General features: G+C 73.1%; 11 protein-coding genes. 5 read left to right on the plus strand and 6 right to left on the minus strand.

Translation table 11 applies throughout. From position 1 onward, the window contains the following. Positions 1-3 precede the first annotated feature (3 nt). Positions 4-1,185 (minus strand): thiolase family protein, encoded by a 1,182-nt coding sequence (locus HDA32_RS09460; RefSeq protein ID WP_179642833.1) that lies wholly within the window; start codon positions 1,183-1,185, stop codon positions 4-6. Positions 1,186-1,524: 339 nt separating this feature from the next. On the opposite strand from HDA32_RS09460, the gene HDA32_RS09465 reads away from it, so the two are divergent. Further along, positions 1,525-3,318 (plus strand): ABC transporter ATP-binding protein, encoded by a 1,794-nt coding sequence (locus HDA32_RS09465; protein WP_179642834.1) that lies wholly within the window; start codon positions 1,525-1,527, stop codon positions 3,316-3,318. On the opposite strand, the gene HDA32_RS09470 is transcribed toward HDA32_RS09465, so the two are convergent. The 4 genes from HDA32_RS09470 to HDA32_RS09485 all read right to left on the minus strand — a co-directional run bounded on the left by HDA32_RS09470 (position 3,305) and on the right by HDA32_RS09485 (position 6,933). Then, a complete protein-coding gene (locus HDA32_RS09470; RefSeq protein ID WP_179642835.1) occupies positions 3,305-3,811 on the minus strand; it encodes a tetratricopeptide repeat protein in 507 nt (168 codons plus the stop codon). The genes HDA32_RS09465 and HDA32_RS09470 overlap by 14 nt on opposite strands. 111 nt (positions 3,812-3,922) lie before the next feature. Then, entirely contained in the window at positions 3,923-4,795 is an 873-nt protein-coding gene (locus tag HDA32_RS09475; protein ID WP_312863107.1) for a tetratricopeptide repeat protein, read from the minus strand. A 186-nt stretch (positions 4,796-4,981) separates the two neighbouring features. Then, positions 4,982-6,253: an HRDC domain-containing protein gene (locus HDA32_RS09480; RefSeq protein ID WP_179642836.1), complete on the minus strand. Its 1,272-nt coding sequence runs from the start codon at positions 6,251-6,253 to the stop codon at positions 4,982-4,984. Positions 6,254-6,351: 98 nt separating this feature from the next. Beyond that, positions 6,352-6,933, minus strand: a complete 582-nt coding sequence (locus HDA32_RS09485; protein WP_179642837.1) for a DUF3000 domain-containing protein — start codon at positions 6,931-6,933, stop codon at positions 6,352-6,354. Positions 6,934-7,308: 375 nt separating this feature from the next. On the opposite strand from HDA32_RS09485, the gene hemE reads away from it, so the two are divergent. Beyond that, positions 7,309-8,277 carry a uroporphyrinogen decarboxylase gene (gene hemE / locus HDA32_RS09490; RefSeq protein ID WP_312863412.1) on the plus strand — a complete coding sequence of 323 codons (969 nt, stop codon included), beginning with the start codon at positions 7,309-7,311 and terminating at the stop codon, positions 8,275-8,277. Here the strand turns inward: hemE and HDA32_RS09495 are convergent. Further along, positions 8,274-9,266: a DUF4349 domain-containing protein gene (locus HDA32_RS09495; protein WP_179642839.1), complete on the minus strand. Its 993-nt coding sequence runs from the start codon at positions 9,264-9,266 to the stop codon at positions 8,274-8,276. The two genes, hemE and HDA32_RS09495, sit on opposite strands and share 4 nt — an antisense overlap. 161 nt (positions 9,267-9,427) lie before the next feature. Here HDA32_RS09495 and hemG point away from each other — a divergent pair, with 161 nt between their 5' ends. The 3 genes from hemG (at position 9,428) to HDA32_RS09510 (ending at position 13,017) form a co-directional block, all read left to right on the plus strand. Continuing rightward, positions 9,428-10,879, plus strand: a complete 1,452-nt coding sequence (hemG, locus tag HDA32_RS09500; protein ID WP_179642840.1) for a protoporphyrinogen oxidase — start codon at positions 9,428-9,430, stop codon at positions 10,877-10,879. Positions 10,880-11,072: 193 nt separating this feature from the next. Continuing rightward, on the plus strand, positions 11,073-11,714 hold the full coding sequence (gene hemQ / locus HDA32_RS09505; RefSeq protein WP_179646579.1) for a hydrogen peroxide-dependent heme synthase: 642 nt from the start codon (positions 11,073-11,075) through the stop codon (positions 11,712-11,714). A gap of 502 nt (positions 11,715-12,216) precedes the next feature. Next, positions 12,217-13,017 (plus strand): DedA family protein, encoded by an 801-nt coding sequence (locus HDA32_RS09510; RefSeq protein WP_312863108.1) that lies wholly within the window; start codon positions 12,217-12,219, stop codon positions 13,015-13,017. Positions 13,018-13,113: the final 96 nt, after the last annotated feature.

The following is a 13,113-nucleotide window of genomic DNA, read 5'->3' on the forward strand; positions in this document are numbered from 1 at the left end:
GCGTCACACTCGCTCCCAGAGAACCGTTCCGCCCATCCCCATCCCCACGCACATCGTGGTCATGCCGTAGCGGACATCGGGCCGCTCGGCGAACAGGCGGGACAGCTGCATCATCAGCCGCACGCCCGAGGAGGCCAGCGGGTGGCCCAGGGCGATGGCGCCGCCCCACGGGTTCACGCGGGCGTCGTCGTCGGCGATCCCGAAGTGCTCCAGGAAGGCCAGCACCTGCACGGCGAACGCCTCGTTGATCTCGATGAGGCCGATGTCGTCCATGCTCAGGCCCTGGCGGGCGAGCAGCCGTTCGGTGGCCGGCACCGGGCCGACGCCCATGACCTCGGGCTCCACGCCGGCGAAGGAGAAGTCCACCAGCCGCATCCTCGCGGTCAGCCCCAGCTCGGCCGCGACGTCCTCCGCGGCGATGATCGCACCGGTGGCGCCGTCGTTGAGGCCCGCGGCGTTGCCGGGGGTCACGTTGCCGTGCGGACGGAACGGCGTCTTCAGCCCGGCCAGGTCCTCCAGCGTGGTGCCGGGCCGCGGCGGCTCGTCGGCGGTGGCCAGGCCGTAGCCCTGCTCGGCGGAGCGGACCAGCACCTCCACCAGGTCGGGCTGGATCCTGCCGTCGGCGTAGGCCTTGGCGACCTTCTCCTGGCTGCGCACCGCGTAGGCGTCGGCGCGCTCCTTGGTGATGGAGGGGTAGCGGTCGTGCAGGTTCTCCGCGGTGTTGCCCATGACCAGCGCGGAGGGGTCCACCAGCTTCTCGGACAGGAAGCGCGGGTTGGGGTCGACGCCCTCGCCCATGGGGTGGCGGCCCATGTGCTCGACGCCGCCGGCGATCACGACGTCGTAGGCGCCGAAGGAGATTCCGGCGCCGCTCGTGGTCACAGCGGTCATGGCGCCCGCGCACATGCGGTCGATGGCGTAGCCGGGGACGCTGCGGGGCAGGCCGGCCAGGAGGGCGGCGCTGCGGCCGATCGTCAGGCCCTGGTCGCCGATCTGGGTGGTGGCGGCGACGGCGACCTCGTCGACGCGCTCCGGCGGCAGGCCGGGGTTGCGGCGCAGCAGCTCACGGATGACGCGGACGACGAGGTCGTCGGCGCGCGTCTCGGCATAGAGGCCCTTGCCGGCCTTGCCGAACGGGGTGCGCACCCCGTCGACGAACACGACGTCGCGGGCGGTTCGCGGCACGATTGCCCCTCCTTCTCAAGCGGATGGGTGGTCCTGGTGCCCCACATGCTACTCGCCGGTAACTAGTGCTGCGAGCAGGAGGCCGACTTCGCGTCGGCGCGGCGGACGGAGTGCGGCGAAGGGGCCGTCGGTGCGGCGCCGGCCGGTGTCAGCGGGATGTCAGGGCGCGCGGTGAGCATGGGGGGCGAGAAGAGGATTCGTCGGAATTGTCGTCAACTTGGATTGATGCCACTCCGTGCGTGTGTCAACTTTTGTTGACGAGGGTTGGCGGCGTCCGCCGACGGCCCCGGCGGCGGCGCGGACGACCGCGCCGCGACGGCGAGACGAGAGGACGGGGCCATGGCGGGTGCACAGCGCACGGAGGAGCCGGTGCCGGAGGGCGCGGGGCCCAAAGCGCCGCTGCGCCGGCTCTGGGACCATGCCCGCCCGCACACCGGCGTGCTGGTCGTCGGCGGGCTGCTGACCTTCGTCGGAGGGCTGACCGGGCTGGCCCAGCCCCTCGTCGCCAAGCTGGTCATCGACGCGCTCGCCGAGGGCGACCCGCTCACCACCCCACTGTTCGTCCTCGGCGTCCTGGTGGTCGGCGGGGCGGTCATCGCGGCGGCGGGCATGTTCGTGCTGGAGCGCACCGCCCAGAGCGTGGTGCTGGCCGCCCGCCGCCAACTGGTCGCCCGGCTGCTGCGGCTGCGCGTCGCCGAGGTCGACCGGCTCAAGCCCGGCGACCTCGTCTCCAGGATCACCTCCGACACCACCCTGCTGCGCTCGGTGGCCACGAGCAGCATCACCAACGCCGTCACCGGCGTGCTGCTGCTGGCCGGCGGCATCGCGCTGATGGCGGTCATGGACCCGGTGCTGTTCGGCGTGACGATCGGAGTGCTGGCCGCCACCGCCCTGATCATGGGCGTGGTGCTGCCCAGGATCGGCCGGGCGACCGTCGCGGGCCAGGCCGCGGTGGGCGAGATGGGATCGCTGCTGGAGCGGGTGTTCGGGGCGTTTCGCACCGTCAAGGCCAGCGGGGCCGAGCGGGCCGAGGGCGAGCGGCTCGACGCCGCAGCGCTGCGGGCCTGGCGCAAAGGCGTGGACGTGGCCGGCTGGACGGCACTGTCGGGGACCCTGGCGGGCCTGGCCGTCAACATCGCCTTCCTGACCGTCCTGGGCGTGGGCGGGGCCCGCGTGGCGGCCGGGGCGCTGGAGATCTCGTCCCTGATCGCCTTCCTGATGCTGCTGTTCTACCTGACCGAGCCGATCACCTCGCTGGTCCAGGCGGCGACCGAGCTGCAGGGCGGCCTCGCCGCGATCCACCGCATCGACGAGGTCGCCACGCTGCAGCAGGAGGACACCGACACCGACACCGACACCGGCGCCGGCGCCGGCGCCGTCCGCGCGGACGGCGGTTCCGCCGCGGTGTCCTTCACCGACGTCGCCTTCCGCTACGCCCCCGACCTGCCGATGGTGCACCACGGCGTGACCTTCGACGCGCCGGGCCGCGGCCTGACCGCCCTGGTGGGGCCGTCAGGGGCCGGCAAGACCACGGTGTTCTCGCTGCTGGAGCGCTTCTACGACCCGACCGGCGGCGAGGTGCGCGTCGGCGGTGTGGAGGTGCGCGACTGGCCGATCGCCGCGCTGCGCTCGGCGATCGGCTACGTCGAGCAGGACGCGCCGGTGCTGGACGGCACGCTGCGCGAGAACCTGCTCATGGCCGCGCCGAACGCCACCGCGGCCGACATCGCCGACGTCGTGGAGCGGACCCGGCTGGGCCCGCTGCTGGCCCGGTTGCCCGAGGGGCTCGACAGCCGGATCGGCCACCGGGGCACCACCATCTCCGGGGGAGAGCGGCAGCGGGTGGCCATCGCCCGGGCCCTGCTGCGCGGTCCGCGGCTGCTGCTGCTGGACGAGGCGACCTCCCAGCTCGACGCGGCCAATGAGGCGGCGCTGAAGAACACCGTTCTGGAGGTGGCGCGCGACATCAGCGTGCTGGTCGTGGCGCACCGGCTGTCCACGGTGACCAGCGCCGAGCGGATCGTGGTCATGGACGCCGGGCGCGTGCGCGCGGTCGGCACCCACGCCGAGCTCGTCGCCGCCGACGAGCTCTACCGCGACCTGGCCGCCTCACAACTGCTCACGGCGTCATAGCGGGGGAGCCGCCGGTCCGGTCGGCGAGGCGCATCTGGGCCGCCGCCTCGGCGCGCCGGCCGGACCGGCGGTAGGCGTCGGCCAGGTTGCGCCGCACGATCAGCGTCTCGGGGTGGTCGGGGCCCTCCACGTGGATCGCGAACGTCAGCGCGGTCTCGTAGTGCACGATGGCCTCGTCCAACCGCCCGGCCAGGGCGTAGTCGAAGGCGAGGTTGTTGCGTGCGGTGAGCGTCTGGGGATGCGCCGGGCCGAGCAGGTCCTCGTGGTGGGCCAGCCCGAGCTCGTCGCGCAGGATCTGCCGGTCGAGTCCGGCCCCGGTCGGCGCGGGGCCCTGGCGCTCGAACAGCCACCAGGCCGCGACCGGGATGACCACTCCGACCAGGAGGAGGACCGCGATCCCCATGAACGGGCGGCCCGCCGACCACAGGGCAGCCCCCAGGAGAACCGCGACACCCGTCTGACCGATCAGCCTTGCCAGCCTCGCGAGCTCCACGGCGCCTCGTCCCGCATCGGTTCAATAACTGGTGCGTAACATTCCACGCCTACCGCCGGAATAACCCCGATGCGCCGAATTCACCCCTGACCTCCGCGGATGCCGGATCGGTCAGTACAGTGCCGCGGCGTCGCGCGGCCGCCCCACCGAGCGGTAGGCGCCGGCCAGTTCCCGGCGCACCTTCATCGTGAGCAGCCGGATCTCGTGGTCGCCGGCCGCGGCCAGGCAGTTGCGGTAGGCGCTCCGCAGCGTCTCCACGGCCTCGGCGTCCCGGCCGGCCTGCAGGTAGGTGCGGCCCAGCCGATGCTGGACCACCAGGGTCTCGTAGTGCCGGCTGCCCAGCCTCCGGTGCCGCTGGGCCAGCACCATGCGGAACTGCTGGGCCGCGTCGTCGAACCTGTCCGTGGCCAGGAACGCCAGCGCCAGGCCGATGCGCAGGCCCTCCAGCTCGTCGGAGACCGCGCCGGTGGAGTCCTCGAGGGCCCGCTCGAAGTGCACGATCGCTGCGTCGAACTGCCCGGTCCTGCGGTAGCAGAAGGCCAGGCGGGTGCGCGCGGTCACCGTCTCGGCGACGGCCGAGCCCAGCCGCTGCCTGCGCTGTTGCAGCAGGATCTCCCACTGCGCCGCGGCCTCGGTGAACCGCGCGGCGTCCTCGTAGGACCAGGCGAGGTTCTCCCGGATCACGTCGGTCTGGGGGTGCTCCTCGCCCAGGGCGGACACCGAGTCGGCCAACGCCTCCTCGAACTGCCCGATGGCCGCCTCGCGCCGACCCATCTGGGCGTACTGGCTGGCCAGGTTGTTGCGGGCGGCGATGCTGCGCGAGTGGTCGGCGCCGAGCGTCTCGACGTACTCCCGCAGCGTCTGCTCCAGCTTCGCCGCGCGCCGCCCCGGGGTCCCCTGCACGGCGGGCGCCGCGGGTTCGCGGTGCGCACTCCTGGCGCCGGTGAGCCGGCTTGCGCGCAGGAGGGACCGCCACACCGACACGAGACACACCACCCCAAGACGACCGAGAGCTTCCCGCCAGCGAACCTTGCCGTTCCGCATCAGCAACAACACAATTCAATAACTTAGTCCGCGTGCGGGCCTCCGGGCGGCAGGAGAAGGGGGTGCGCGCCCGGTGAATTGCGTCACTTTCAGGGTGAAATGCCTCGGAGGGAGGTTTAAGGCTGGTCAGCCTTGATTGTCGGCTTTTTGCAGCGCCTCCGCAAGAGCCGGCGCGGTCAGTCCGATCTGCCACGGGCGGGCGCTGTGCCGACGCAGGTGATCGGCCACGGCCTCCTCGTCCAGCGGCCGGGGCGGCGCCCACGCCAGCCTGCGGACCGCGTCGGGCTGCAGCAGGTTCTCGGTGGGCATCGTGATGCGCTCGGCGATGGCGCTCACCGCCGCGCGCGCGGCCTCCAGCCTCCGGGCCGCCGCCGGGTCCCGGTCGGCCCACCGGTTGGTGGGCGGCGGTCCGTCACCCGGCGCGCTCGGCTGCGGCAGCTCCGAGGGCGCCATGTCACGCGCCCGGTTGATCGCCTTGATCCACGTCGGCACGTAGCGGCGGGCCAGCCGCACGCCGAACGGCTTGAGGGCCGAGAGCTCCTGGGCCGTGCGGGGCATGGCCAGCGCGGCCTCGACCAGGGCGGAGTCCTGCACCACCCGGCCGGGGGACAGGTCGCGCTCGCGGGCGACGCGGTCGCGCTCCAACCACAGCTCGCGCACCACGCCCAGGCTCCGCTGATTGCGCACCCGGTGGATGCCCGAGGTGCGCCGCCACGGGTCGGGCCGGGGCTCCTTGGGCGGGGCCGCCAGGACCGCGGCGAACTCCTCGCGGGCCCACTCCAGCTTCTCCGCCTCGGCCAGCTCCGCCTCCAGCTCGTCGCGCAGCTCGACCAGGATCTCCACGTCCAGGGCCGCGTAGCGCAGCCAGTCCTCGGGCAGCGGCCGCACCGACCAGTCCACCGCCGAATGCTCCTTGGCCAGGCGCAGCCCCAGCACGCGCTCGACCATGGCGCCCAGCCCCACCCGCTGGTAGCCCAGCAGCCGGCCGGCGAGTTCGGTGTCGAACAGCAGCGCGGGGCGCAGGTCGAGCTCTGCCAGGCAGGGCAGGTCCTGGTGTGCGGCGTGCAGCACCACCTCGGCCGAACCGAACGCGGCGCCCAGCCCGCTCAGGTCGGGGCAGGCGACCGGATCGACCAGCGCCGAACCGGAACCGGCCCGGCGCAACTGGACGAGGTAGGCGCGCTGGCCGTAGCGGTACCCCGACGCGCGCTCGGCGTCGACCGCCACCGGGCCGGTGCCCCCGGCGAACGCCTCGGTGACGCGGGCGAGCCCTTCGGCGTCGGCGACGACGGGCGGCAGTCCCTCCCGCGGCTCCCGCAGCAGGGGGGCCTCCTCCGGCTTTCCCTTCGGGGCGTCGGGTTCCGGTTCACCTGTCTTGGAGTTCAGCACGTTCGCCACAGCACTACGGTATGCGGTTTTCATCCGCGGCCGGTGCGCGCGGGTCGGACCGGGCCGGCGGTCCGCGCAGCGGCGGGCCGGCCCGGTCCGCGCCTCTGTCAGGAGTCCTGGCGGGGGCGGCGCTGGGAGATGTCGGTGACGTCGAGGGGCGGCAGGCCCGCGGCCGAGGAGAGCAGGTCCAGCCAGGCGGCCATGTGCCCCGACAGGTCCTCGTCAACGGGAGACCAGGACGCGCGCAGCTCCAGCTCGGTGGTCGTGGGCTGGTCGGCCTTGATCCCGAAGCCCTCCGTGCTGGCCCGGGTGACCGTACCGCTGAGCGCGTCGTGCCCGGTGGTGCGCTCGCTCAGCGACTCGGTCAGCCAGCTCCACGCCACCTGGCCGATCAGGGGATCGACCGAGATCTCGGGTTCGAGTTCGGCGCTGACGTAGGCGACCACCCGGAACGGCCCCGGCCACTCCCTGGTGCCGTCGGGGTCGTACAGCACGATCAGCCGGCCCAGCGCGACGTCGTCGTCGTTCAGGTGGACGGTCGCCGACATCGCGACGGCGTGGGGCGCGAGTCGCTGCGGAGCGGGGATGTCCTCGACCACGACCTCGGGTCGTACCACCGGCGTGCGCAGGCTTTCGACCGCTCGCCGGAACGCGGGAGGCGCGTCATCGACCCTACCGAGAGGGGGCATGATGGAAACGTCAGCCTTAATCTTGAAATTGCCACTTCGCGCCGACGGCCCTGGAACGGCCGCGCCACGGTCGGGCGCCGACGGCCACGGCCGCGCCGCCGCGGCTCGGCGCGGGACGCGACGACGGGCACCCCATGACGGTGGCACGAGTCACGCACGAGCCCGCGGAGCTTTTCCGGCGTGTCGGTGTTTTGTGATGATCTTGGGATGTGCGGCGCGCCCGGGGAGCGCGCAGGAAGGCGCGGGTGATCCGGTCGGCACCTCCGCGGTTTCTCGCACCACCTCCCTCCTGCGCGTGGCACGATCAATGGTGTGACGCTTCAAGACTCTCCTTTCCTCCGCGCCTGCCAGCGGCTGCCGGTGTCCCACACCCCGGTGTGGTTCATGCGCCAGGCAGGGCGCTCACTGCCCGAATACCGCAGGGTCCGCGCCGATGTCCCCATGCTTGAGGCGTGCGCGCGCCCCGACATGATCGTCGAGATCACGATGCAGCCGGTGCGCCGCTACGAGGTCGACGCCGCGATCTACTTCAGCGACATCGTGGTGCCGCTGAAGGCCATCGGGGTCGACCTGGACATCAAGAGCGGCGTCGGTCCCGTGGTGGCCGAGCCGATCCGCGACCTCGACGGCATCAAGCGGCTGCGCGACCTCGAACCCGGCGACGTTCCCTACGTCACCGAGGCGGTGGGCGAGCTGGTCGGCGAACTCGGCGACCGCCCGCTGATCGGGTTCGCCGGCGGCCCGTTCACGCTCGCCTCCTACCTCATCGAGGGCGGGCCGTCCAAGAACCACGAGCACACCAAGGCGCTCATGTACGGCGAGCCCGACATCTGGGCCGAGCTGATGCAGCGCCTGTCCGCCATCACCCTGGAGTTCCTGCGGGTGCAGGTCGCGGCCGGCGCCTCGGCGGTGCAGCTCTTCGACTCCTGGGCCGGCGTGCTCAGCGCCGAGGACTACCGCACCGGCGTGCTGCCCTACAGCTCGTGGATCTTCGAGCGGCTGGCCGCGCTGGACGTGCCGCGCATCCACTTCGGCGTCGGCACCGGCGAACTGCTCGGGCTGCTCAGCGAGGCCGGCGCCGACGTGGTGGGCGTCGACTGGCGGGTGCCGTTGGACAAGGCGGCCCAGCGCGTGCAGCCGGGCACCGCCCTGCAGGGCAACCTCGACCCCGCCACGCTGTTCGCCCCCTGGAGCGCGGTCGCCGAGCGCGCCCGCGACGTGCTCTCCCGCGCCCGCGCGGCGGAGGGTCACGTCTTCAACCTCGGTCACGGCGTGCTCCCCTCGACCGATCCGGACGCGCTGGCGCGGCTGACGGACTTCGTCCACCAGGAGACGGCGGGTTAGGCCGGATCGGACCTTCCGGTCCCCTCCTCCGGGTCCTCCGGGGCCTCGGCCGCGACGGCGGCCGGGGCCGGGTGCGCCCGCGCGCGGCGCCGGCGGCGCAGCAGCAGCCACGCCGGCGCCGCGATGACCGCGGCCAGGACGAGGAACGGCAGCAGCCAGCCGAGAACGACGGCCACGCCGTCGAACAGCGCCAGCAGGGCCCGCCACCCCGCGGCCAGTCCGCCGAGGAACCCGATCGAGTCGTCCTCGTCGTCGACGACGTAGGAGTCGGGCGGCAGCAGCTCCAGGTGGACGGTGCCGTAGGCGGTCTGGTCGGCCAGCGCGCTCCGGCGCGCCTGCAGGGACTCCAGCTCCGCCTGGCGCGTGCTGATCTGGCCCTCGACGGAGAGGACCTCCTCCACCGTCCCGGCGTCCTCCAGCAGCTCGCGCAGCCGCTCCAGCGACGCCTCGGCCGAGTCGACCCGGCTCTCGACGTCGGCGACCTCCTCGGTGACGTCCTCGACCCGCCGGTCCAGGTTCACCTGCTCGCCCAGCCCGGCGAGCTCCTCCAGGGCGCCGTCGTAGCGGTCGGCGGGCACCTTCAGGGTCAGCGTCGCGCTGGGTGCGGAGTCGTCGGCGGCGCTGACGCTCTCCGCGGCCACGTAACCGCCTGCGTCGACCGTCCACGTCCGTGCCGCGTCGGCGGCCTCGGTGATCTCGGGGACCTCCACCGAGAGGTCGGCGGTGGAGATCACAGTGCGCTCGCTCACGTCGAGCTCCACCCCGGCGTCGCCGGCGCCGCCGGCCGCGTCCTCGGGGGCCGCGGCCCCCGGGGCGGCGGCCTCCTCCTGGGCCCCCCGGTCCGACACGGCGGCCCCCGACCCCGACATCGAGGTGCCGTCGCCACCGGAACAGCCCGTGAGCAGGGCGCCCGCCAGCACCGGCGAGAGCAGGACGAGCAGGCGGTGTCGTTTCTGTCGCTTCGATCGCGGTGTCGCGGTGGCGTTCATGCCGGTTCGACGTGCCCGCGCACCCGGCCGTTTCGCCCACGGCATAACGCATGAGTCACGGTCGGCGCCGCCGGTGCGCGGCGGGCGGCGTCCCCCGCTGCGGCGCCGGGGATCTGCGGGGGTGCGGCTCCGATGCCGGAGGCATCTGCGAAGCTGGTGCCATGGAGACCAGACCGCACGTCGTCGTGGTCGGTGGCGGGGTGTCCGGGCTGACCGCCGCTCACCGGCTCACCCGGGCCGGGGCCGAGGTCACCGTGTTGGAGGCGGCCCCGAGGACCGGGGGCAAGCTCGACGCCTCCGCGGTGGCCGGTGTGCCGGTCGACTCGGGCGCGGAGGCGGTCCTCGCCCGCCGCCCCGAAGCGCTGGACCTCATCGCCGAACTCGGGCTGCAGGACCGGCTGACCCACCCGGGCACGACGGCGTCGCAGTTGTACAGCAGGGGAGCGCTGCGGGCGTTCCCCGAAGGGCACCTGATGGGGGTCCCCGGCGACGTCGCCGCGCTGGCCCGCAGCGGGGTGCTGTCCAGGGCCGGCACCCTGCGTGCCGCGCGCGACCTCGTCTGGCCGGGCGCACCGGTGCGCGGCGACGTCTCCGTCGCCGACTACATCGGCGGCCGCATGGGGCGCGAGGTCGTCGACCGGCTGGTGGAGCCGCTGCTGGGCGGCGTCTACGCCGGACGCGCCGACCGGCTGTCGCTGGAGGCGACCCTCCCGCAGATCGCGCCGCTGGCCCGGAAGGGACGCTCGCTCATGGCGGCTGTGCGCGAGGTCAAGGCCGAGCAGGCCGCGCGCGCGGCGCAGGACGGTGGTGCGGGCCCGGCGCCGGTGTTCGCGACCCTGCGGGGCGGCCTGGCCACCCTCGTCGACGCGTTGGCCGAGCAGAGCGGCGCACGCGTCCAGACCTCGGCGACAGTGCGCGAGCTGCGCCGCGACGGCGCGGCCTGGCGGCTCACCGTGGGCCCGGCGAGCGGCCCGCGCCGCATCGACGCCGACGCCGTCGTGCTGGCCTGCCCGGCCCCGGCGGCGGCGCGGCTGCTGTGCGACGAGGCGCCCGAGGCGGCCGGCGACCTGGCCGGGATCGACTACGCGAGCATGGCCATCGTGACGCTGGCCTACCGCACCTCGGCCTTTCCCGCTCCGCCGGCCGGCAGCGGCTTCCTGGTGCCCGCGCGCGAGGGGCGCACCATCAAGGCGGCCACCTTCAGCAGCGGCAAGTGGCCGTGGCTGGCCGAAGAGTTGCGCGCGGTCGACCCCGGCACGGAGAAGGTGCTGCTGCGCTGCTCGATCGGCCGGGTGGGGGAGGAGGCCGTGCTGCAGCGCTCCGACGAGGAGCTCACCGCGCTGGCGGAGCGGGACCTCGCCGGGATCTGCGGCGTCGCCGGGCGGCCCGTCGACCACCGGATCACCCGGTGGGGCGGTGCCCTGCCGCAATACGCTGTGGGGCACAACGACCGGGTGGCCCGGATCCGCTCGGCGGTGGCGGCCCGCCCCGGCCTCGCGGTGTGCGGCGCGGCCTACGGCGGCGTCGGCGTCCCGGCCTGCATCGCCGACGCCACGCGGGCGGCGAACGGGGTGGCGGCCGACCTGGCCGCGCGCGGCGCGCCGTCGCGGTGAGCGCGAGCGCGCACCCCGGGTGCGGCGCGCGGGCGCCGACCGGGTGGCCCGAGCGGTTCTCCGCGGCGGTCCAAAGCGTTTCCAGAGCAGTCTTTTTCCGAACCGACATAGGGAGCCAAACGTGACCACGGGGCAGGACAGCCACAACGGTCCTTCCGGCAACGAGGACCTCAACCAGCTCATTCGCTACACCATGTGGTCGGTCTTCAAGGTCGGCGACATCGGGGCGTTCGACCGCGCCGCGGCGGCCGACGAGGTCGCCCGGCTGTTCGACGACGCGGCAGAGAAGGGCCTGACCACGCGCGGGGCCTATGACGTCCAGGGGTTCCGGGCCGACGCCGACGTGATGTTCTGGTGGATCGCCGACACCCCCGACGCGCTCCAGGAGATGTACGCGGCCTTCCGCCGCACCCTGCTGGGCCGGGCCAGCACCCCGGTCTGGTCCGTCATGGCCCTGCACCGCCCCGCCGAGTTCAACCGGGGGCACGTCCCCGCGTTCCTGGCCGGCGAGGAACCGCAGGACTACGTCTGCGTCTACCCGTTCGTGCGCTCCTACGAGTGGTACCTGCTGCCCGACGACGAGCGCCGCGCGATGCTCGCCGAGCACGGCCGCATGGCCGCCCCCTACCCCGACGTGCGGGCCAACACCGTCTCCACCTTCGCGCTCAGCGACTACGAGTGGATGCTGGCCTTCGAGGCCGCCGAGCTGCACCGCATCGTCGACCTGATGCGCCACCTGCGCGCCGCTGAGGCCCGCAGGCACACCCGCCTGGAGGTGCCCTTCTACACCGGCCGCCGCAGGAGCGTGGCCGAACTGGTCGAGTCCCTCGCCTGACCGCGGGCGGGGCGGCGCCGCGGTTCGCCGTTCCTCGCGCGGGTTCCGCAGCGGCGAGACCGTCCCGGGGCCACGCCGGAGGTGGATCGCTTGTATTGATTTGCAGTACGCTGTTCACCGTCCGCGAGAACCAAGCGGGCAGTGGTTACAGCAGTACGGCAGTGTTCCTCGCCGCCGGGCGGGCGGAGAGCCGCGTAAGCGGGTTGAAGAAACGCCTGTTGGAGACCTGGTAAGACCAGCTTGGACAGTGGCTTGGGTTGTTGAAGCAGGAACCCGTTGGAAGCCGTAGTTACGGCAGGCCAGAAATCTCCGGCTGTTCACGCCGAAGAGGACGTCAAGATGAAACCGCCCCACGAACGCGGTCTGCGGCTCCGGTCGCCGCGTGGCATCCGTGCCCGGCGGCCGGAGCTTCTCTGGTCTTTTTCGGCCCGTCGCCGTTGTGGAGACCGTTGCCCCCCTGCCCCTTTCGGCCACCGAGAGAACTAAGAGGACCATGGGACCTGTGGACTGGTCTGTATCGCTCGCCGCGAGCACCGAGAACGCCCCGATCGATCCATCGGAAGGCTACGAGGGCTTCATCGGATGGGTGCTCGGCCTGATGACCGACCTCGGCGAGGTGGGCGTCGGCCTCGCGCTGCTCATCGAGACCTTCTTCCCCCCGATGCCCAGTGAGGCGGTGCTCCCCGGCGCCGGCTTCCTGGCCTACGACGGCCACATGAACCTCTGGCTGGCCATCCTCGCCGCCACGCTGGGCGCACTGGTCGGCGGCTGGGGCTTCTACGCCATGGGTGCGATGCTCGGGCGCGAGCGCACCAAGTGGATCGTCGAGAAGATGCCGCTGCTGGAGGTCGAGGACTTCTACAAGTGCGAGCGCATCTTCGCCAAGTGGGGCGGGATGGCCGTACTGGTGGGGCGGTGCGTCCCCATGGTGCGCAGCTTCATCTCGATCCCGGCCGGCATCGAGCGGATGTCGTTCTGGAGGTTCACGCTCTACACGTTCGTCGGCAGCGCCGTGTGGAACTCGCTGTGGATCGGCCTCGGCTTCGCTTTCGGTCCGGCCATCAAGCCCCTGCTGGAGGAGTTCAGCGGCATCCTCAGCAGCGCCGTCGTCGCGATCGTCGCGCTGCTGCTGCTCTGGTTCGTCGCCGTCCGGGTGCGCAAGCTGATCCGGATCCGCCGCGGCCTGGAGCCCCTCCCCGCCGAATCCGCGACGCCGGAGCCGCTGGTCGGCGGTTCCACGGCCCCTGAGCCGACCGCTCCCGTCACGGGGGAGTCGCACTCCCCGCGGCACCGGCTGGACTGATCCGCGCGCCGCGGCCGCGGCGCAGCGGAAGCGTGCAGGCACGGCGCGGACGGGGAACGAGGAAAAGGCAAGAGGGGGCGCACCCGCCGGGTGCGC

This window comes from Spinactinospora alkalitolerans, from assembly GCF_013408795.1.
GTDB lineage: Bacteria > Actinomycetota > Actinomycetes > Streptosporangiales > Streptosporangiaceae > Spinactinospora > Spinactinospora alkalitolerans.

Bases quoted from the DNA above. Each gene is read 5' to 3' on its own strand.
- HDA32_RS09485 (WP_179642837.1), bottom strand. From the start codon at position 6,933: ATGCCCCCTCTCGGTAGGGTCGATGACGCGCCTCCCGCGTTCCGGCGA.
- HDA32_RS09465 (WP_179642834.1), top strand. From the start codon at position 1,525: ATGGCGGGTGCACAGCGCACGGAGGAGCCGGTGCCGGAGGGCGCGGGG.
- HDA32_RS09495 (WP_179642839.1), bottom strand. From the start codon at position 9,266: ATGAACGCCACCGCGACACCGCGATCGAAGCGACAGAAACGACACCGC.
- hemG (WP_179642840.1), top strand. From the start codon at position 9,428: ATGGAGACCAGACCGCACGTCGTCGTGGTCGGTGGCGGGGTGTCCGGG.
- hemQ (WP_179646579.1), top strand. From the start codon at position 11,073: ATGTGGTCGGTCTTCAAGGTCGGCGACATCGGGGCGTTCGACCGCGCC.